Origin of the sequence: Paenibacillus sp. NPDC101420 (assembly GCF_050277435.1) — a bacterium.
In the GTDB taxonomy this organism is placed as follows: domain Bacteria; phylum Bacillota; class Bacilli; order Paenibacillales; family Paenibacillaceae; genus Paenibacillus_AQ.
Genome location: NZ_JBNNSE010000002.1, coordinates 1,141,940 through 1,163,591, shown reverse-complemented (window position 1 = coordinate 1,163,591; position 21,652 = coordinate 1,141,940). Strand labels below are relative to the sequence as shown.

The following is a 21,652-nucleotide window of genomic DNA, read 5'->3' as shown; positions in this document are numbered from 1 at the left end:
CGTCAATTCCTCACTCTCGTTCTAAAATCAGGAAAGGCTATTGCTTTTCCACCATTCTCTACAGATTCCATAGACAATGTAAACACAGAGCTCCAAGTAACGGCATCATATACGTCCACCGAAGGGGTTCGATCCTCCTGAATAGCAGAAATAAATTCTTCAAGCACCATAAAATCGCCTCCGCCATGTTTCGTCCCAGCGGCATATTTTCCCCATTTCATCCATGTCGGGTGATCATAGAGTGGTTGATAACTGCTTAAAGGCTCCCACATTTCCTCTCCATCCGCTATATTTTTGGGCGAGAGATTCTTGAACCAGATCAAATCCTCTTCGTACTGATGGCGGCCCGTAATATACGCTCCCTCAGTTCCTTGCAGTAAATAATGAGTTTTATTATGCGGTCTAACGGAGGACCAGTCTACACGCAGTTCAATCAGTACACCCTTTTCCGTTTGAATGACCGCGACCGCACTATCCCCTTGCCGCCAGAATCCCTCCCGTGCTGCTGGGTGATCTTTTCCATAATGCTCTCCGAAATAATATTGTAAGGATCTAGATTTGGAAACAAAAGACGAGACGCTTTTTAATCGATCCCCCTCAGGCTTATTGAGGTTAATCCATTGCGCAACTGGACCAATAGAATGTGTCGGATAATTGATCCCGTTATACTGCTGATGTAATTGCCCCCGCCAAGTCAGAGAACCATCCGGATGATGAGTCAAATGACGCAAATCATGGATATATCCGCCTTCCAGATAAGTAATTTCACCGAACATGCCTTGATCCGCCATATGTTTAATCGTCAGATTGGAGCGCGAGAAACAGTAATTTTCAGACATCATATATTTAAGTCCAGTTTGTTCAACAGTTTCGATAAGCTCCCAAGCTTCCTCTAAAGATTGGATCGAAATCACTTCGCTTAGGACATGCTTACCCGCATTTAAAGCATCAATAGATTGTCTGGCATGCAAATGCATGGGGCTTAAAATAAACACCGCATCTATTGCCGAATCTTTTAACATTTCATGATAATCCCGATACGTTCGGATTTCCGGGAATTTCTCTTTCCATTGGTTAAGCACCCACTCATTCAAGTCACAAGTGGCGGTCAGATGTATCCGATCCGATAGAGAGTACAATGCATTCATAAAACTGGCTCCGCGATTTCCACCTACGATCGCTAATCTTACTGGCTGACGATTCATTGCTGGTCCACCTGCTTTCTATCCATTTGAAGTCGATTGATGATTAGCTCCTGATCTCTTGTCTCCCCTTCAGCCTGCGGATATTTTTCATAATCAAAAATGCTGAAGGTAAATAATGAAGACCATTTACTCAATTGCTCGCTTGCCAGATTCACCATTTCTAACCTGATTTCATCTTCAAGCACAGTAAGGATTCGAACAGCAGGAATATCCAGGATGGAGGCTGTTTGAATAAAATTCCAGTTTTCTTTTCTGACGATAGAATGCACATGATTATGCCCGTTGAAATAGAAACCCACACCTTGCCATTGCTTCAATATCGGCCAAATATCTAAGCTGGGATCCAGTGACATCATTGGCTCAGTTGATCTAGCCGTCGTATTATACAAGGGATGATGACCGAAGACGAATAAAGGCTTCTCCGATTTCCGCTTCATTTGTGCTTCGAGCCAAGTCAGCTGTTCATCATCAAGTGTTCCGCTCCAATCGTCACGATTTTCCCGTGCGGTATCCAGCAAAATAATGATTGCATTCGTCTCTTCAATTACACTGTATCGCTGCTGCCGGGTGACGGAAAGGATTTCTTCCTTAGGATAAGTGTACGTATCATGATTACCAAGAACATGTAGAAAACGTCTAGAATGCTTGCTGTCCTTAATCTTACCCATGATATAATTAAATTCGCTAAATTCTCCTGCATGCACCATATCTCCCACGGAAATATGATAATCGGCTGGGATGGACAAAAATAGATTCATAAATTGCTCGTAAAAAGCATCTCGTGCCTCTTTAATCAAAACCTTGTTGTTTAACAATTCGTCCGGGTAATGTAAGTCCCCAATAATCGCCAGCCTCATAAATGCCTCCTCCTAACCTTTAATGCCAGAGCTCATAAAACTACCTATCACTTGCCGCTGGAACAATAAAAATCCAATCATTAAAGGTGCAGACACAATCAATGTAGCCGCACAAACATCGGACCATTGTGCACCAGATTCCGTGGCTTTTGCGAACATCGCCAAGCCTACAGTTAATAAGCGATTCTCCTCCGAATTGGTTACAATAAGGGGCCACAAGAAATCATTCCAATGAAAGCTGACCGACACGATCGCAAAGGACACATAAATCGGGCGTGACAGTGGGACATAGATTCTTGAAAGAATATGCAGGCGTGATGCGCCCTCCACCCGGGCAGCTTCATCCAGCTCATAGGGTAATTGCTTGAAGGACTGCCTTAACAGAAACACTCCAAAGGAGGAGGCAAAGTAAGGTAGCATAATCCCCAGCTTGGTATCCAGCAGCCCCATTTCGTTCAACACCTGATAGTTGGAAAAGATAAGTACATCTGGCGGCACCATAATTTGCACCAAAAATAACATGAATAACAGATCTTTCAAGGCGAATCGTACTCGTGCGAACGCATAAGCAGCCATCGTCATTGTAACGAGTTGCACAGCAAGCACAACACCGCACACAAGCAATGTATTCATTAAAAATCGTCCAAAAGGCGCTCCATTCCAGACATGAATCAAATTCTCAAACGTGAAGTCCCAAGACCATCCCGCATCGATAGCGATGTCTTTGGGTAGAAAAGCCGTTCTAACCACCCATAGGAAGGGAATGATCCAGGCCGCGGCAAACGTAAATCCAACCGCATGCCACAGTATCTGCTGGATTCGGCGCTTCGTTCTTTCGGAGTTCAGTATGCGCTCCTCTTCTAAAGCTTTGCGTGTATTCTGCCTCAATACTAAGGGCAGCTTTAGTGGATTATCCTCCATGGATTCCACCTCCTATTCATAATGGATTTTCCGATCCCAGCCAAAAAACTGTAAAGAGGAAATCAGGAGCAGCAGCACGATCATGACCACCGTCATCGATGCGGCCATCCCTTGATCGTAGAAATTAAAGGTGGACTCGTAGATATAATAAAGCAGCAGATTACTTGCATTATTCGGACCGCCTTTTGTCATAATCCAGAGATGGTCTACCAGCTTAAAAGAATTGGTTATCGCCACAACAGCCACAAACAACGTAGTCGGCATCGTGAGCGGAATTGTGATTCTGCGGATGGAAGTGAATGTACCGACTCCGCTTACTGCAGCCGCTTCATATAAATCCTTGGGAATCTGCTGCATTCCTGCTAAATAAAAAATCATAAAATATCCGGCTTCTTTCCAAATCATCATGATGACTAAAGCACCCATCACCGTATCAGGTGTTCCCAGCAAATTCACAGGCTGATCCGCGATCCATGAAGCCAGTCTGGCAAAGAGCCCAAAATGAGGGGTATACAGAAACAACCAGATGTTCGCCACAGCGATCATCGGGATCATATTCGGATAGAAAAATGAAAGACGTGCCAGTCCCCGCCCTTTTATCGCCTTGTCGGCAAACAGTGCCATCAAGAAAGCCAAAGCTAATGAAGTGGGTACTGTGCCAATGGCGAACCATATATTGTTACTGAACACCTTCATAAAGACATTGTCGTGCAATAGATTAGCGTAATTGTCAAAACCGACGAACAGAGGCTCAGGAGTCGCCAAATTTTTCTCATAAAAGCTAAGCCAGAACGATTTAAACATAGGGTAATAAGTAAACAAGCAAAGAAAGAGCAGCGAAGGCAACACTAGTCCCCAGCCGAATCCGTTTCGTCTAAGCCTCTCACTCCATCCGGCATTCATTCCATTCAATCCTTCCATGATTAAGGTTTCTACGATTAATGAATAAAGTAATGACGCCAGAACAAGCTATCGAGCCGTCCTGGCGTATTCCATACCTCAAAGCTTACTTATTGAAGGGAGCAAGTGCCTGTTCTGCTTCTGCTTGAGCCTTTTTAAGTGCACCTGCTGCATCAATCTCTCCTGCCAATGCCGCTTGAATCTGGTTCGTAATTGCCGTCGATACTTTACCATGATTATGAGTGGACAATTCCCGGAACGCATATTCCAATTGATCTCTCGCTACCAATGCTTGCGGGAAATCCGCCGTATACTTCTTCATAGCATCTGTATCGTATGCAGATTTTCTTACGCCAACATAACCGGATGAGCTGCTAAAGAGGGCAGCTTGTTCTGAAGCCGTCATATATTTGGCAAATTCCCAAGCCGCAGCTTGTTTTTCAGGAGATGTGTCCTTGAAAATATACAGGTTACCTCCCCCAGTAGGTGATCCAAATTGCTTTTGTGCGGGTGGGAACGCTACTCCGAATTCGAACTTCGCGTTATTTTTTACATTGGTTAAATTGCCGCTTGTATGCATCATCATGGCTGTTTTGCCTTGAATGAAATCTGTCGGAACGGTTGCCCAATCAATAACACCTTCCGGCATCGCCTTGTATTTATGGGACAAATCTAACCAGAATTGCAATGCCTCCACATTCTCCGGCGTATCGAACATCGCTTTTTTGCCATCGGAGGACATTATGTTTTGCTTCGGATCGGAAGCATTTTGCCGTGCAAGCATTTGAAACATCCAATACGAATCATCATTGCCCGGAATTTCCAGCCCCACGTGACCGTCTTTGTTCAGCTTCTTAGCATAGGTTACAAGCTCATCCCATGTAGTGGGTGGTTTCTCTGGATCAAGTCCTGCGGCTTTGAACATTTCTTTGTTGTAGTACATAACAATCGTGCTTCGCTGAAAAGGCAGGCTGTACGTTTTACCTTCAGACTGTGTATCCTCTACAAAGGCGGGATAAAAATCAGCCATCTGTATATCCGTGTCCTTTGCAATAAAATCATCCAGCGGAATGATTGCATTCATATCGAGCATACTGTACAGCTCTGTTGACATCATGACCGCGACATCCGGTGGCTGTTTGGCCTGCACACCTGCTTGAATTTTCACGGTATTGTCACCGTAATTACCTGTGTACACGGGATTAACCTTAATTTCCGGGTGCTGCTCCATGAATGCACTAGCCATCCCATCGATTACTTTTGTAAGGGGACCACCAACATTAACCGGATAATAAAATGTAATCTCCACCGGCTTAGCGGCTGGAGTCTCTGTGGATTCCGGAGTTGCAGCGATTGCTGTGGGTTGAGCGGTATTTTCTTTGGCTTCAGCCGTACTGTTATTAGATTGTCCGCAGCCCGCTACTGCCAGCATTGAGACGGATAGCAGTGTTAGAATAGTTTTGGTTTGCTTTAGCATTTCTGTTAGCCCCTTTTTTCGCTTGGATTTGAATTAAAATGCATAATGGCGAAAGTTCACACTAATACGATTCGAGCCTACATCAAGAATATGGAGCTGTGCACCATCAGCGGTAGGCAATACAGCAATTCCTTGAGCTTCAGTACCACTAGGCAGATTGCGATCAAAGGCAACAGATACGTTTCCAGTCTCCGGATCAATCTGATAAACCGTTTGGGTTGCGTTATCCGTAGAAGCATACAGAACACCGTTATACACTTCGGCACCTTGAATTCGATCAATACTTTGGGAGAGTGGAACGGTAGTGATCACATGCATATCGTCAAGACTTAGTACATTCAAGACGCTAGCATTACTCCACTGAGCTGTGTAGACCTGACCGCGAGCAGCATCAACGGCTACCCAAGGCACACCGCCAATATGCAGATTCAACGGTAAAGCATAGGATGTACCCGTATATTTCAATGTGTTCACATCATAGAGGGCGATGTAAGGATGCTGATAGTTTTTGCCGTCTTCAATAGGAGCGTATATTTTACCGTTATAGTAGGAAATATCACCGATATGGTCTCCACCTTGGGAGGCAATCTCCAGTGGAATAGCCAATTCATTCCGTGCTTTTACGGATTTTCCATCAAGTCCAGTCCGTAAGAGCCCATACGAGGAATTAAAGATCCATGAATTCCCGTCTGTAGCCACCCCTTGTCCCCGTTCCAGGGCATCAAGTAACCAGAAGGTTTGCTTAGATACTTCATGCCAAGTTCCCGCATTTGTAGCTGAAGTTGACTCTGCACTGATTTCTACCTCGGTGTTTACTAGGTTATCCGATCCGACTGGTGTGGCAGATGCTACTAAAGATAAAGAACTGGTCGTAAGTACCCCCGCGCAAATCAGACTGAATAATCTCTTTAATCTCATGTTTTCTCTCCTCCTAATAAGGTTGTAGTTCGGCATTTGTGCGCCTTACTTCAACCTTATTATAGGAGCTGGCAACAGCTCTCTAATTGAACAAAACACTTCTTTCCTTGAACAAAACTCTCATTTGCAAGAATAAAATCAATAAATCATATGATTAGGTTTGGAGGAGCTTTGATTCGCATACAGCTTTGGGGTTAGGCCGGTTTCTCGTTTGAATAATCTAGTAAAATGACCTTGATCGGCAAAACCAACCTGAGATGCAATTTCCTTCAAACCAATTTTTCCGGAACGAATAAGAAATTTAGAACGTTCGATTCTCAGGCGAATTAAATAATTATGGGGAGTATATCCTGTCTGTTGTTTAAAAATCCGAATAAAATGCGACTGGCTCATATTAGCCATGCCAGCGAGATCAGTCAGTTGAATCTCATCTTCTAAACGCTCACGCATAAATTGAATGACCTGAAATATTTCTTGATTGGCTGGCGTTTTTCGGTTTGAATGCTGGGGAATCACTGAAGAATAGTGTTGTAACAAATGAATAATTAACATGTTGGATAAGGATTCGCTATATATTTTTCCTTTGGCACCGCCATTCTGTAATTCCTCCAGCATCCAAAGCCCTAATTGCAGCAGCTTGGAATCCTTGACATGAAATTTGCGGTCCAACTGGATATGACCTTCCTTTAGATAACCAGATTCACGAGCAATCTCTTCGAGTACCGCTGGCGTAATTTCTATTTTCAAAAAATAGAGCGAGGTTCTGCCCCAAGGGCAAAGAAGGCTCTCATTACAAGGGGTAATATGAATGGTGTGGTAGTTTTCATAGTAGGCTGTGCAGTGAATTCCTATTAAATATTTAGATTCCGAGGATGGGGTGAAAGCTTGCTGCGGACTATACCATTGCGAAACCTGAAGCTTATCCCAACCAAAAGTATCACTTGCAAGGACAGGCTGAGCAGCTGCAAAGGACGACTCTTCCATTTCTTTCATATTCATCCCCCTTTTCCCTTCAATATAGCAAGCCAGTATACGCTCCGCGTTAATGAGCTGTAAAAGCTATATTAATTTCCCCTTAGTATTCAAAAGGTTATTTACATCAGAACAGCAAAAAAGAGGGGTTACTCCCCCTCTTTAATATTTTACATATTCTATTTCTGTAACTCTAAGTCTGAACATCTATTCCAATTTAAACTGATTTACTAAAGCACGCATCTCATTTGAACCCTCTTGGAGCTTGCGAGCAGATGCGGCAATTTCCTCCATAGATGCAAGCTGCTCCAGAGTGGCAGCAGATACAGTCTGTGCAGCCGAAGCTGAGTGCAATGAAACCTGCTCGACCTCCATCACCGCAGCAGATATTTGTTCGGAGCCCGTGTACATCTGTTGTGCAGCGGTCGAGGATTGCTCCACCTGATCTACGATGGTCCGGGTGGCCTGCAAAATGCGTTCAAATGCTTTACCCGTATCATCAATCGCTTGAACCCCTGCTGCGACTTCATTTTGGCCTTTACTCATCGAATGATGGGCATGACCTATACTCGTAATAATTTCTTCAACCATGACTGAAACCCTTTCAGCGGCTTCACTTGTTTGTCCTGCCAGCTTACGGACTTCACTAGCTACCACTGCAAATCCCCTGCCTTGTTCTCCTGATCGAGCAGCTTCAATTGCCGCATTAAGCGCTAATAAATTCGTTTGCTCAGATATTCCTTTAATAGTACTGACGATGGTGCCTATTTGTTGAGACTGGTCATTTAAACTAGTAACGGTGATCCCTAAATCATCAACAGTATTACTTACTGCGTTCATTTGCTCGGAAGAGTTAATGATAAGGCTGTTTCCTTTATCAGCCTCTTCCAGTGTTTGCATCGACAGCTGATAGGCATGTGTAGAGGCTTCAGCTACTCGCTGAATCTCTTTTACCATCTCCTCCATCGATTGGGAAGTCTCCTGCGTTGAGGAAGCTTGTTTCTCACTATTGTTCGCCACTTCAGTCATTGAGGATGAAGTCTGAACAAGTGCCGCTGTGGTTTCACCTAACGTTGAAGACAACTGTTTGGAGGAAGAAGCTAATAACTCCGAGCTTATAGTTAAATTCCCAACTAATTGCCGAATATTACCCGATAATTGATTAAAGCTGATTCCGAGCTGTCCGATCTCATCCCGATTGCGCACAGTCAATGCTTTACCGCTTAGATCCCCTTGAGCGATCCGTTCAGCTTCACGGGCTATGCGTACAATCGGTCTTGAAATATGTTGTGCAAATATGTATATTACAGCGATTCCGATGACAACGCATACAATCAATGTAGTAATAATTCCCTTTAGAATGGTTTGTTGCCCGGTATTATAGTCTTGCATATAAGAGCCTGCTGCTACGACCCAGCCCCAAGAGGGCGATAGTTTAGCATAAGATATTTTCAACGCTTCTTCTCCTACAGCGTTTCCAGTACCATCCGATTTAGGTAGCGGCCATTTATAGTAAGTAGCTCCACCACCGTTCTGTGCTGCTTTAATCAAATCCTGTATGTAAAAAGTACCGTTTGAGGTTTGTTTATCCCAAATATTATCTCCCTCTAGTTTGGGATGAGCAAGCAGTTCCCCCTTGTTATCTAATATAAAGAAATAGCCGTTTGGACCCAAATCAATTGATTGATTAATAGGCCGAGTACCATCCTCATTTTTGTTTCCAAGTAGTAAGGTCCGTACTTGCTCTTGGGCTTCCACTTCAGTCAACTGTCCCGATTGAACGGAATTTTCCAAATTCTCAATTAAGGCGACAGCCAGATTTACGCTTTAACTCAGTTTACTCTCAATGAGCTGATTCGTTTCTTTGACTGAAATCTGATAAATAACTGCTCCTAATATTCCGATGGGAAGAATTAGTAGTGTGAGTGACATCACGAGCAGTTTTTTCCGAATTGTTAGTCGCAACCTTGTACGTGTAACTTTTACCATATACACCGCTCCGCATCCTATTAGAATTAATTACAAATTAATACTATAGTACTAGTTTTGGGAATATAAATCAAAAAAAGAAATTCATAATTTAACAAAAAAAAAGCAAACGCCCCCCTAATAAGAGGTCCGTTTGCCATTTATTCAATGAAACTCCAAATTCCTACTTCTCATCCAACCACAATATCGCTGTTACTCCACGAGGATAATATTTACTGCCTGTAATCTCCCCGGAAATAATTTGATCACTCCAGCTGAAGATCGATAATTCTGGATGGGTAAGCCATGCCACATGAGCGCGATCTGCTGCCGCTCCTCGTTCATCCCATTCCAGTCCCAGAATGTTGCGGGCGATGAACTGCGAGAGATAGATTTTGCTAAGCCAGCTGTTATTGCTAGTGGATGAGATTTTCCAACCGCCGTCATCAAATAAGCAAACGCCCGGCTTCAACACCGCATGAAGATGCTTGTCGAGTGCGCCGATATATGCGGCGAACCGTCCATTGCGATCAAGAGCTTCCTTACAACCCGTATAGTATGGGAATACAAGACCCTCGATAGCCGGAATGATCTTGGAGTCGTTACCTTCTCCAATCACAGCCGGGATATATCCATCTGCTGTAACGCTTGCCACCATCGTTGCGGCGCATTTCTCTGCCCCTGCCCCTGCTGTTTTGGACAGCTCCGCACGCTCATACTCTGCAAATATTTTCTCCATAGCTAAGTAAGCCGCCCAGCATTTTCCTGCCAAGTAAATATTGTTGCGAGCCTGACCTAAAGAGACATCCAGACTATCATAGGTAGTAATCTCTGCTCCACCCATCGTACGTGAACTATCTAGCGCCATAACACCGTTTCTTTGCTCAGGATCTGGATGATCCCGATTTAACATACTATCCAAGCACTTTTCCAAGATACTCAGATTACGTTCCATCCAGCTCCGATCACCTGTGTGTTCAAGATAAGTTGCCGCACTCAGCACCCAGTTTACCAATTGTTCATGTGTCATATGAGAGAAGCAACCATCAATGCCATATAACTCATAGGAGGAATAGCCCGGACGTGAAACTACGTTGGCTACACCCATATCATGTGTGAAGCTAATTCCACCTGGATACTCTGTATCATCCCCAGGGAAACGTACCGTATCTTCATAGCTGAATCTTTCTACGAACATATCCAGCTCATTGCGAACCGTCCAAGGATTCAGACGCAGCTCGTAGAATAACTGATCGACGGTCAGATCAAAGGTATTCATCATCCGGTATTCGCCTTCGTTGACGATCCAGAACGGCTTATTTTTATTATCCAGTAATTGTGTGGAACCATAATAACTACGAATCGCATGCGCTAGCATAAAGGTTTGATCTTCGGATAGGTTTGCATGATTAAACATCTCGTTACCTTTCTCCGCTGCTTGTTTAAGAACATCGAATTTAGCTAATGCATATTCGGCTACTGCCTCAACATTGTTGAAATAGCGATTATAGTAATAGGAAGCATCCATACCAGAGGTAACATAACCCGAACGGTGAAAACAAATCGCAAACCGGTACGTTTCTTTTACTCCGGCTGGAACATCCATGATTAAAGCACCCACGCGACCCAGTCCAAAGGTCCAATTTTCCTGAAGCTCTTCACTTAGAATATCCTCCATCGTGAAATGAAGTGCGGACTTTGTAGTGCCTTTCTCGGCAGCAATCGCAATAAATCTTCCTTGTCCAACGCCTGTAATTTCAGATGACACATCATCCAGTCTTCTCATTCCGCTATACACATCTGTTCCCTGAAAACCAAAGAACGCGCGACGTGAGGTAGCTGATGAGGTGTTATCCACTTCTAGCTCAACCAGTACTGCTGGCAGCAACACTTCCTTCATTTCTTCCACAGACGCAGTTTCAGGATCTGGTACTGATCGAACTGGCGAGAGAATCCGGAAGGTCAGATCCCCCGCACTCCAGCTGTCTGTAGCTACTTGAAAATCTCTAGAAATCTCACGATCTTGAAAAGGGAACAGAATATTCTCCTTGTCTGGATTGGGGTCTGGATTCTCGATGTCATAGCGTTTGCTCTCGTCATCTCCGCCAATCTCGTGAAATGGTAGTGTGTCATAACCTTTCCCATCAGTGCGTTCTAATCCTATGAATATATTCTGTCTAGGAGGTTTGGCCATCTCCAAATCGAAACCACCACTAGCTCCTTTAAATCCTAAGGTAAAACTCGCAAATGCACCGATCGGTGAATGATGAGCATTAAAAAATTTATTATGTAACATAAATAAATGCACTCCCTCCAACATGATCCCGGATACCTCCGGGCTATATATCCATGTTATCGATATTTCTGGAAGTGCAACAGGGCTAAAGCCTTCTATTATTTGGGCAAATCAAACATCGATAACAACCTATGCTATAATTAAGCCAAATTTTATTGTAAAAGAGGATTGAAATGATCTCGAATGATCCCGCCTTCCATAATTCTATTGACGGTCAGATGTCACCAGACATTCAAGCAGCCTTTCATATCTTCGCCGCACATTGGAGAAAAGTAAATTCGGATTGGCAATATCCTGTACACACTCATCCGATGTTTGAGATTAATATTGTCCTTCAAGGTGAGCAACAAATGACGGTAGGCAATAAGTCTTTTATACAGAAAAGCGGCGATATTTTATTCATTCGTCCCGGTGTTGAGCATAGTAGTATGGGTTCAAATGCTGACTGTGACATGACTTATTACTGCCTGCATTTTGATATCGATGATCTGATTTTGCGGCGTGCCTTACTTACAGCAGATGCTGTTAGTCTCAGCGGAAACACCCCCGAACTGCTGGCCATCCGTTCCGCGCTAGATGTAATCATTAACTCTTCCATCTTGTCAGAGTCTAAAGACACACATAGAAATCGCTTGATCACACTGCATGCTTCACTGCAGCTTCTGACCGCGCTCAGCGGTTGGGTGCTTTCGGAAATGCCTCTCCCATCAGATACAGAAGCTACAGAAAATACAGTTGCCCTGGCTAACGCTATTGAAGGACTATTGCAGGAATCCGTCTCCACCGCTGCCAGCACAGGCGAAAGAGGTGGCGGTATTGAGGACATTGCTGCTAAGCTCGGATATAGCACTACTCACTGTAATCGTGCTTTTCATCAAATCTATGGGATGTCACCAAGGCAATATTTATCCCGCTTAATCATTCGACACGCCAAACTGCTGCTGATGGATAATAGTCTATCTGTCGAATCGGTTGCTCAACGACTGGGGTACCGTGATGTGTCCCATTTCAGCAAACAATTCAAACGCTGGACTGGTCTGCCACCAATGGGCTACCGCCGTTTAACTGCGAATCCAAGCACACTTTAAAGATCTTTACGCCTACGAAAAAAGGGGTGTATTCCGCTGTCCACTAAGTGGTTACAGGATACATCCCTCTTATGAATTACCCCTTCGTCGCTCCCGACGCAATCCCCTTCACAAAATACTTCTGCAAAGCGATAAACACAATCAACACAGGCACCACCGACATCGCTGTTCCCGCAAAAATCATATCCCAACGTGAAGAGAATTCTCCGATGTAACGGTAAATTTCCACAACCATCGTCTTAGCCTGTCCTGAAGGTAATACCAGCATCGGCATCAGGAAATCATTCCAGATTCCAAGTCCGTTCAAGACAACCATACTTGCCGTAACAGGCCCTAATAGCGGGAAAACAATTCTCCAAAATATCCCGTACCGAGAACAGCCATCAATCTCTGCCGCTTCTTCAATTTCTCTAGGTATTCCTTTGACAAAACTGGTATACAGCAGACATCCGAAACCTACCGCACCGGCTACATAAATAAGAATGGGTCCCGCAAGACTACCGTACAATCCTAGCATTCTAAGCTCTTTGAACAAAGGAATCATATACGCCTGAAAAGGAATCATCATTCCGGCCAAAAAATATACGAACATAAATCGAGTCCATCTAGTATTTCTACGTTCAATGGCATACCCTGCCATGGGAATGATCAAGACCTGCGCGGCGATAGACACCGCTGTCAGAATCAGACTGTTCAGAATCGCTCGTGGAAACTCTGTTTCTGTTAACAGGTATTTAAAGCTGTCCAGATAAAGGGTTTTCGGAAAAGCAATGGCATCCTTCATGATCTCTGCATTACTCTTAAAGGCCGACATCAAATTAAAGAAAATAGGAAAGAAAAATAGAATAGCCACTACTAAGGTAACCATAAAAAGTGCGATTTGCCCAACTCTTCTGCGTGTCTGCATCGTCATTTTAGAGCTGCACCTCCCGCTTCTGGAGAACCTTCACTTGAAAGACTGTAATGATCAGTATGATTAAGAACAAGACCATGGCCAGCGCCGTACCAAAGCCTTGTCTTAATTCACCAAACCCAACTTTATAAATAATATAAGTTAATGTCTCCGTCTCAAAGCCCGGACCACCATCGGTCATGACAGCAATCTGATCAAAAATCTTCAAAGCGCTGATCATCGATAGTACCATACATACAGTCATTGACCCCGCAAGCAGCGGAAAGGTGATATGCCGGAATTGTTGCCAGCCCCCTGCTCCATCAATGCTTGCCGCTTCATTCAATTCCTGCGGAATACCTTGCAATCCAGCGAGATAAATGATCATATAATAACCCGCGCCTTTCCAAACGGTAGACAAAATTATTGACAGCATCGCATATTTAGGATTGCCCAACCAATCTACAATCCAGCTTCCGAGACGGGCAGACTCCAGAATCTGATTAAATACACCAAAGTTGTAATTCAGAATCATCGCCCACACAAAGCCCATTACGATCCCACTCAGCAGTGTAGGGAAATAAAACACACTTCTGAATAAATTACGGAACCAGCGTACCTTATCGACCAACATAGCCATTGCAATAGCTGCAATATTCTCTAGAACAACTAGTGAAAGGGTCATGATCATCGTATTTTTCAGCGCATTATGCACCCTTGGACTATTCCAAATTTCCACGAAGTTAGCAAAACCGATATAGCGGACGTCATCGCTGATACCATCCCATGAAGTAAAGCTTAAATAGACACTTCCTACCGTTGGGACGATAACGAACATGGTGTATAGAATAAATGAGGGTAATATGAACAGTAGAGCGTAAGACTGCCATTTCTTCTTTTTCTTTTTGAGCTTTAACGTGGCAATCAATGACTTGTCAGCATTTACTGCGGATGTAGCCATGGCTACTCTCCCTCCCTTAAGGCAGGCTTGTAAAAAAGAGAACCTCTGCAGCAGCAGAGGTTGCTCTAACAGGCGCTGCACTTACATCTGATTAGCTTTCACTTGGTTGTCATATTCTTTATCAGCATCTTGCATATATTTAGTTACGTCTCCATCTTTCACAACAAGATCCTGCAGCAGTTTGTAATACCAGTTGCGGAACTGTGGAGGAATCAAGTTATCACCCCACCAGTTGTTGATCGCTAAGGACTTCACTACATTCGTGTCAGCAATAAGATCTAAAGCCACTTGCATTTGTTCACTGGTATCATACGTTACTTTTTCTTTAGTCGAAGGAATTGCGTTTATCGTCGCTAAATAATTCGAATATTGCTCCGGGCCGAAGAAGAAGCGGATAAAATCTTTAATGGCTTCTGTCTTCTCTGCGTCCTTAGCAGCTTCTGTGGATAAGGACCAGCCTGCTGGAGACGGAAGACCAATCACATTGATATTCCCTTCACGGTCAGGAAGACCATAGAAGCCAAATTCAAAGTTCGGGTCCGCTTCTGCAATTTGTGTAAACATCCATGTACCGGAGTACAATTGCGCGGCTTTGCCTGAGACAAGAATCGAAGCGGTTTGATTGTCGCCCGTGCTGAGCCAGCCTTTATCGACATAATTCTGGAACAGCTCTTTAAAATCAGTAATGCCTTGAACAACATTAGCATCTGTGAAGCTGACAGTTTTAGCTGTACGTTTGGAGTTCCAATCTGGATCTTTCGAGTAGACATCATCGATCAGGAATTTGTTTACCCAGAAGCCCATGTGGAAAATGTCTTTTCCGCCCACTACAATCGGAGTAATGCCTGATGTTTTCAATTTTTCTTGAATAGCTATGAATTCGTCATAGGTTTTGGGAAGCTCGGTGATCCCTGCATCTGCATATGCTTTTTTGCTGTAGATAATTCCTTGAGGTGCGTTGACTTGCAGTGGTGCATTCCACACCTTGCCATCCACTTGAGGAGGGGCTTCGAACAAATCTAGTAGATCGGAAGGCAGCTCTACAATTTTACCTGCGTCGGCAAAGACTTCAGTATCACGCATTTCCACCAGGTCCGGGAATTCCCCCACTGCATCTTTTGTTTTGAGCCAGTCAAGATAGGCAGCGGATGAAGTTTCACTCAAATCTTTGATGGTGACGTTCGGATTAGCTTCTGTAAATTTTTTGACCGTATCTGCGATAGCTTTTTTGGTCGCCGGATCACCGGATGCGTAGCCTATCGTAAAGCTAACTTCTTTCTTCGTCTCTTGCGGTGCATTTGCAGGTGCTTCGGATGCTGGTGTATTGCCTGCACTATTGCCGGCACTATTATTATTGCCACCACAAGCCGTCAAAGCTGTCGTTGTGGCGAGCAACAATACGGATAATTTCATCATTGTTTTTGTGAGCATACCTTAGTAGCCTCCCCTTTTGTATTCACTGTGGAAACTGAAGCAAGATGTGCGCATCATCTCTCGAAAGCGTTTCCGTTGCTATAAGAATAGCATTCATTATTAGTTGCTTGAATGAACTTTTTTAAGCGGGATGTGTGGTGAATTTAAGATGTGTTCAAGTACGATTTCAAAAAAAGAACGAAAGACCGCAGTCTTTCGCTCATCGCCTAACCCTTGATATTCATTCTCCATCTGCGACTGTATAGGGATTCTCTACAATTGGAAACGACAAAAGAATCGATGTTCCAATATGCTCTCTACTACTTAAGGACAGCCCGTATTCTTTACCATATACTGTACGAATCCGCTCATGAACATTTTTTAAGCCGACATTTTTACTGGGCGAACTAGGCTGTTCCAAGATTTCACTCAACAGCAGTACCTTTTCTTTGCTCATTCCAATTCCATCATCATAGATTGTAGCCAGCAACTTATCCTCTTGCTTCTCGACGGTTAGCGCTACTGTACCTCTCCCTTGACCGCGTAGTCCATGCTGAATAGCATTTTCAACAATCGGCTGAAGAGACAATTTCAGAATGTACCAGTTCAAATCCACTTCCGGCGAGACATCCACGACAAGCTCAAATTTATTCTCGTACCGTACAGAAATGATATAGAAATAATCCCGCAGATGATCCAGTTCCTCTCGGATGCTTACTTTATCCTCCCCATAATCAATCACATATTTTAACTGGTTGGATAACGATAAAATCATATCTGCAACCTCATCATTATCTTTATCCACGGCATTCATTCGAATAACTTCCAGGGTATTGTATAAATAATGTGGCCGAATCTGGCTTTTTAAAGCATTTAACTCAGTTTGCTTCTGCTTGATCTGGGCAACGTAAGCTTCATCGATATAAGCCTGTAGACGCTCAACCATTCGATTAAAACCATGGCTAAGTCTACCCATTTCATCATTGCTGTTCACTACCATCTGGGTATCAAGATTACCGGATTCTACAATTGCCATTTGCTTAATTAAGTTTCGTATCGGAGCAGCTAATCTTCTAGAGAACCAGACTCCCATGAGAATCATCACAATCGCACAAATAAACATCGCTATAAACACGGTCGTACGGGCTGAAAAAAGCTGATCGAATAAATTCGCTCGATGAATTCTTGCAGTTACCTTGCCGTTAAGAAAAGGAATATCCTCACTGAGGACGATCATTTTCTCATCTTTCCGTGCATGTAGTACCTCACCGTTCTCTGCTGCGTTCTCATTTGTGAAATATATATTTCCATCGCCATCTAATAAAAACAGATCATCCTGTTCTCCGAGATTTAGCTCTCTAAAAAACTGATTGAATATGGATGCATCAACGTCCATAAATAAAGTCCCTACAACCTTTGGCTCCTTGGTAACACGCCCAGAAATATCAATCAATGTACGTCCAATTGTGAATACACTTCGCTTTGAGCCTATGAAGTATTCCTCAGAATGAGTAGGAAAAATAGCCACATGAGATGGATCCGGAGCCATTTCCGTCAACCACTCTTTATAGGGCAGCAGATCAAAGTTGATCCCCTTGTTTTCTTTTTCCTGATAATATAGCTTATCGTCTAACTCCCTATGAAAATAAACACTAGTGATATAAGAGTCGCTGTATAGAACTGTTTTTAGAAAAGATTCAATGGGAATCGTGTTGATTTGTTCTAGCTCATTTACATTATAGGTTTGATTCTGCGAATAACTCTCGATAAAGCCTTCATAACGCCCCGTGTACATCAGTTTGGAAATCTCATTGTACTGATTAAAGGCAGAATTTAAGTTATAGCTCATATATAGCACCATTTGCTGCAAGTTACTTGTTGTGTAACGCTCGACATATCCAGAGAAAGTCTGAACAGAGATATAGCTAAGCGCAAACAACGGAATCAGACCGACTAGTAAAAAAGAAGCGGAGAACTTAACAAATAGGCTTTTGGACCTTCGGCCCCAGATAAACATGAATGAAGGCATCCCCTTTGCTATCCATCTGACGATTGGCTTTTGAAAGATTGCTTATACTCTTGTGGCAGTTTGCCGTATTTCTTCTTAAACATGTCGCTAAAATGCCGAGCATTGTTGTATCCTACACTGTCAGCAATCTCATAAACCATCATATCGCTTTGCAGCAATAGGCGGAGTGCGTGATTCATTCTTACCTCTGTTACATAGTTCTTAAAGTTCTGACCGGTATGCTTTTTAAAAAAGCTGCTGAAATAATAGGAGTTCATAAACATCATCCCTGCTATAGACTCCAGCGTTATGTTTTCTGGATAATGCTCATCTATATAAGCCTTCACTTGTGACAGTAGCTTTAGCTCCTTGTTGCCCATTCGACTGCTGATTTGCTCAGACATCTTACCCAGAATCAATCGAAACTCTTCCTCAACTTCTTGAAACGTAGTAAGACTAGCCATTCGCTGAAGCATAGGACTAGTATCCTGAACGGAAGGACCTGCCTCCACACCAAATTGCATAAGCTCCTGTTCAAGTTGGAGGATCGCATTATAAACGGTAGACACCGCTTGATTTCTATTCCCATCAGCCATGATCCGAATCATCTGAAGTAATCGCGAGCTCTCATATGTTATTTGCTCTTTGTTTTGAGATTTTAAGGCGATGCTTAGGGTGGATTGTATTTCATGCAAAGGAGTTATGATTAACGATTCATTTTCGAAAGGATTCTTTCTATAAGATAAGACACGATTTAGCCCTGCGAAATATTTACAGTGTAGCGCTTTCAAAGCGTTGCAGTAAGAATTATCAGCTTCGTCCATTCCGTCTACGGTGTTGCCCACGCCAATGGATACCTTCAATTTGAGAAAATTATTAATCTTCCCATGCAGATCCTCTGCCAATCTCTCTGGTTCCTCCGCATGCTCATGTTGAAGTAGAATGCAAAAACGTTCACCTTTGCGGAACATATAACTATTCTCTCTTTGCTCTACAGTTTCCTTAATAATGTTAGAGAGCGCAAAATCAATCAGCTTACGTTCACGCTCCTCCCATCTGGATGGCTGACCTGAGGATTCATCCGTCTCCACTATACAAATACTAACGTACCGACTGAGTGCAATAATCCCCATATCTTGTAGGGTATCCGCCGTCCCCTTGTTACCGTCCGTCAGCTTATCGAGCAATTCTTCGATGGTTAATCTGTGGTTTCTCTGTTCATAATGGTTCAGCTTTTCTTTGTTGCGTTCTCCTTCAGTTTCTTGACGAATAAGCGAAACAGCTTTACTAACGACCTGCTCCAGCTGGTTCTTATTCACTGGCTTCACCAAGTAATCCAGCGCACCATATTGCAGTGCCTGACGGGCATATGTAAACTCCTGATAAGCGCTAATAAAAATAACCTTTACCGACCTGCCAGCTTCATGAATTTCGCGGATAATATCTATTCCTGTATAGCCAGGCATGCTTATATCACTAATGATCAAATCGGGATTATGTTCTTCGATCTGTTGTTTCAATTCAAGACCGTCATTGGCTTCTCCAACGATGCTGAGTCCGAGGTTTTCCCAAGAAATTAGTTTTTTTAGACCTCGCAAAATCACCGGTTCATCATCGGCGAGCAGTACCCGAATTCCCTTCATTCTACAGTCCCCCTACCTTAGAAAAATCATCTCACAGTAGCCTAATAAACTTATTCTAATGATAACAGACAAACAATCTTTGGTGCATTGTGTGGGAATGAACTTTTTTAAGGAGAAACTGCAGTTATTTAAGAATGTTTTAAAAGAAAATATTATACGGTGGAGGTCGTAACTGCAGGGAATGTTTGGACTTCCGGCCGCTGTTGTCCCCAGTAATTTAACCGTGATTACGGTTGAAATCCGGAGACAGCTTATGCTTACGATGCGAGCTTTCCTACGGAAAGCTTTCGGGCGGTCGCTATCGCTCCTACAGTTCCAAACTTCCCCTCCGTTACTGCTCACCTGTTATTCTTTTTAATGTCTGAAGTTAAAAAAGTCTTACACTGCCTCAAATATAAAACCAGCGGCAGTATTGGACTTAAAAATAAAGTCTTAGACTGCCGCCGGTTTAATGAGATATCGTTCCCCTTTAGTTTACTTGTCTTTTAAGCTTTATGTTCACCTCTAAAACAAGCAATTAATGAAACTATTAAACCTACAAATGAAACACCAAGTCCAAATGCTGTTGCTGAACCACTTGATGTTAATATAAGTGCTATTCCAAAAAGTGATATTGAAATACCTAAAAGTGATAAAAGCATAATTAATTACCCCCAAAATTTCAAATTTCCACAAGAAAACTATACCATTTTCTTTTCAACTAAACTGCCAGTTAGTTGAACAAATAAAAAACGGCTGCCGAAGCAACCGCTATTCCACTAACGTGTCCCGTTAGTTCAATGAGTTCATGGAGGAAAAGTTATTTCAGACCTTCATTTTTCGTTTCGGAACCCAGAACCTTCCCTGTCTTGTCCATATACAGTTTTGTCATCATACCGTACTTGTTCTGCCCAATTACTCCAAAAAACAAGGCTTGATGGTCTTTTATAACGTTGAAATGATATCCTTTAGCCCATCCTTCCCCTGGTTTGACATCGTTTTTAATCGCAATCTTACCTTTTTTTATGTTAATGATTAAAATTTGATTTCTTTGACCATTTCCAAAGAGCAAATTCCAAACTTCTCTTTTGCCATCAATAGCAAGAGTAGATGGTGGTGTTGAGCTTGTGTCACCAACACTCGTGATTGAGATTAGATTCGCCTGAGCATCCCATTTTCTTGATTCTGTAAGACCGATCTGGAAAGCGTCTACTAATGTGATCCCTGAACTGGTGGATGCTGTAGCTTTACTCATTACATTAATGCCGCTCAACAAGATCAAAAAAATCAAAACGCCTCTCCGTAACATTGAACAGAATCCCCCATAAATGTTTGGGTTATTTTCCGCATAAATGATTGAATTATTCTGCCCAAAGTTTAATCACTTTCCATTGTCATTTGCAGTACGTAGATACATCGCAGTAGACTCATACTGCTTACTAGCGAATTCCAAAAGAACTCGTTTTGAGGGTTCCAATATAAAAAACTAACAGTTGCCTTAAACTAAAAAATAAAGTCCTCGACTACTGTTGGTTTATTGAACTAAAGTGTCCCGTTAGTTTAACAAGAATCGTTATAAAGCGAATCTATTTTTTATGATTTCAGCAACTTCACGAGCGTTGATTTTCGTATTGTTTATTCTCAAATAGTTTTCTTTTTTAATTTCTCCCTCTAACGAGTTCAATCGATGTTGCTCCATTGTCTGTTTTAGATCCTGTTCAGAGAATGTGATATCTCTCTTTGTCGGTTTATGTTCAAGTCTATGGGGAGTCTTGTTACGCTCTATTCTCTCCTCAAGATCGGCTTCAAGCTCAACAAAATAGACATCTGCACCTTGATCCTCAAATATTTTACAAATTTTATCGACATAATCCCAATCGCTCTGCAAATCGAATCCCCATACATATGTAAATATCATTCCATACATTTTACTGACGGCGGTTGCTTCAAATATATCTTGACGGAATTTATCCGATAATCCCCACATTTCACTACTGAAGCCAAAATATGGAGCCAGCAATTCTATCGTCATATGGTTGTGGAACAATTTTAAATCAGATATCATTTCCAGTTCATGCCCCACTGTCATTTTACCAACTGCCTGAGGACCAAATATCAAAACAAATTTCATGATATCACCACTTTTCGAAGTCA

Annotated in this window: 19 protein-coding genes; 1 reads left to right on the top strand and 18 read right to left on the bottom strand. The window is 42.8% G+C overall.

The window, feature by feature from the left end:
* Positions 1-2: 2 nt before the first annotated feature.
* The 10 genes from ACQKMP_RS14225 to ACQKMP_RS14180 all read right to left on the bottom strand — a co-directional run bounded on the left by ACQKMP_RS14225 (position 3) and on the right by ACQKMP_RS14180 (position 11,514).
* A complete protein-coding gene (locus tag ACQKMP_RS14225) occupies positions 3-1,205 on the bottom strand; it encodes a Gfo/Idh/MocA family protein (RefSeq protein WP_427469586.1) in 1,203 nt (400 codons plus the stop codon).
* Positions 1,202-2,062, bottom strand: coding sequence for a metallophosphoesterase family protein (locus ACQKMP_RS14220; RefSeq protein ID WP_427469585.1), 861 nt, complete (start codon positions 2,060-2,062; stop codon positions 1,202-1,204). Before ACQKMP_RS14220 ends, ACQKMP_RS14225 begins: the two co-directional genes overlap by 4 nt.
* A gap of 12 nt (positions 2,063-2,074) precedes the next feature.
* Entirely contained in the window at positions 2,075-2,983 is a 909-nt protein-coding gene (locus ACQKMP_RS14215) for a carbohydrate ABC transporter permease (RefSeq protein ID WP_427469584.1), read from the bottom strand.
* A gap of 12 nt (positions 2,984-2,995) precedes the next feature.
* A complete protein-coding gene (locus ACQKMP_RS14210) occupies positions 2,996-3,886 on the bottom strand; it encodes a carbohydrate ABC transporter permease (protein WP_042189146.1) in 891 nt (296 codons plus the stop codon).
* Between the two features lie 103 nt (positions 3,887-3,989).
* A complete protein-coding gene (locus ACQKMP_RS14205) occupies positions 3,990-5,360 on the bottom strand; it encodes an ABC transporter substrate-binding protein (RefSeq protein WP_427469583.1) in 1,371 nt (456 codons plus the stop codon).
* A 33-nt stretch (positions 5,361-5,393) separates the two neighbouring features.
* On the bottom strand, positions 5,394-6,278 hold the full coding sequence (locus ACQKMP_RS14200) for a DUF6923 family protein (RefSeq protein ID WP_427469582.1): 885 nt from the start codon (positions 6,276-6,278) through the stop codon (positions 5,394-5,396).
* A gap of 138 nt (positions 6,279-6,416) precedes the next feature.
* The gene (locus ACQKMP_RS14195) at positions 6,417-7,271 is read right to left on the bottom strand and encodes an AraC family transcriptional regulator (protein ID WP_339241887.1); all 855 of its coding nucleotides are present in this window, start codon (positions 7,269-7,271) and stop codon (positions 6,417-6,419) included.
* 186 nt (positions 7,272-7,457) lie between these two features.
* Complete coding sequence (locus ACQKMP_RS14190) at positions 7,458-9,068, bottom strand: methyl-accepting chemotaxis protein (RefSeq protein ID WP_427469759.1); 1,611 nt, start codon at positions 9,066-9,068, stop codon at positions 7,458-7,460.
* A 9-nt stretch (positions 9,069-9,077) separates the two neighbouring features.
* Positions 9,078-9,239: a hypothetical protein gene (locus ACQKMP_RS14185; RefSeq protein ID WP_427469581.1), complete on the bottom strand. Its 162-nt coding sequence runs from the start codon at positions 9,237-9,239 to the stop codon at positions 9,078-9,080.
* Between the two features lie 163 nt (positions 9,240-9,402).
* Positions 9,403-11,514 (bottom strand): glycoside hydrolase family 52 protein, encoded by a 2,112-nt coding sequence (locus tag ACQKMP_RS14180; RefSeq protein WP_339241891.1) that lies wholly within the window; start codon positions 11,512-11,514, stop codon positions 9,403-9,405.
* A gap of 173 nt (positions 11,515-11,687) precedes the next feature.
* Here ACQKMP_RS14180 and ACQKMP_RS14175 point away from each other — a divergent pair, with 173 nt between their 5' ends.
* Positions 11,688-12,602, top strand: coding sequence for an AraC family transcriptional regulator (locus ACQKMP_RS14175; RefSeq protein ID WP_042189155.1), 915 nt, complete (start codon positions 11,688-11,690; stop codon positions 12,600-12,602).
* 76 nt (positions 12,603-12,678) lie between these two features.
* Here the strand turns inward: ACQKMP_RS14175 and ACQKMP_RS14170 are convergent, their stop codons facing one another.
* From ACQKMP_RS14170 to ACQKMP_RS14135, 8 genes are all read right to left on the bottom strand, one after another.
* A complete protein-coding gene (locus ACQKMP_RS14170; RefSeq protein WP_379423885.1) occupies positions 12,679-13,515 on the bottom strand; it encodes a carbohydrate ABC transporter permease in 837 nt (278 codons plus the stop codon).
* A gap of 1 nt (position 13,516) precedes the next feature.
* Positions 13,517-14,455 carry a carbohydrate ABC transporter permease gene (locus ACQKMP_RS14165; RefSeq protein WP_427469580.1) on the bottom strand — a complete coding sequence of 313 codons (939 nt, stop codon included), beginning with the start codon at positions 14,453-14,455 and terminating at the stop codon, positions 13,517-13,519.
* An 81-nt stretch (positions 14,456-14,536) separates the two neighbouring features.
* Positions 14,537-15,886, bottom strand: coding sequence for an ABC transporter substrate-binding protein (locus tag ACQKMP_RS14160; RefSeq protein ID WP_042189158.1), 1,350 nt, complete (start codon positions 15,884-15,886; stop codon positions 14,537-14,539).
* 223 nt (positions 15,887-16,109) lie between these two features.
* Positions 16,110-17,885 (bottom strand): cache domain-containing sensor histidine kinase, encoded by a 1,776-nt coding sequence (locus ACQKMP_RS14155; protein ID WP_427469579.1) that lies wholly within the window; start codon positions 17,883-17,885, stop codon positions 16,110-16,112.
* Between the two features lie 20 nt (positions 17,886-17,905).
* Positions 17,906-19,519 (bottom strand): response regulator, encoded by a 1,614-nt coding sequence (locus ACQKMP_RS14150; RefSeq protein WP_042189163.1) that lies wholly within the window; start codon positions 19,517-19,519, stop codon positions 17,906-17,908.
* A gap of 485 nt (positions 19,520-20,004) precedes the next feature.
* Entirely contained in the window at positions 20,005-20,160 is a 156-nt protein-coding gene (locus ACQKMP_RS14145) for a hypothetical protein (protein WP_156113135.1), read from the bottom strand.
* 158 nt (positions 20,161-20,318) lie between these two features.
* Complete coding sequence (locus ACQKMP_RS14140; RefSeq protein WP_197071217.1) at positions 20,319-20,789, bottom strand: hypothetical protein; 471 nt, start codon at positions 20,787-20,789, stop codon at positions 20,319-20,321.
* 282 nt (positions 20,790-21,071) lie between these two features.
* On the bottom strand, positions 21,072-21,629 hold the full coding sequence (locus tag ACQKMP_RS14135) for an AAA family ATPase (protein ID WP_042189168.1): 558 nt from the start codon (positions 21,627-21,629) through the stop codon (positions 21,072-21,074).
* Positions 21,630-21,652: the final 23 nt, after the last annotated feature.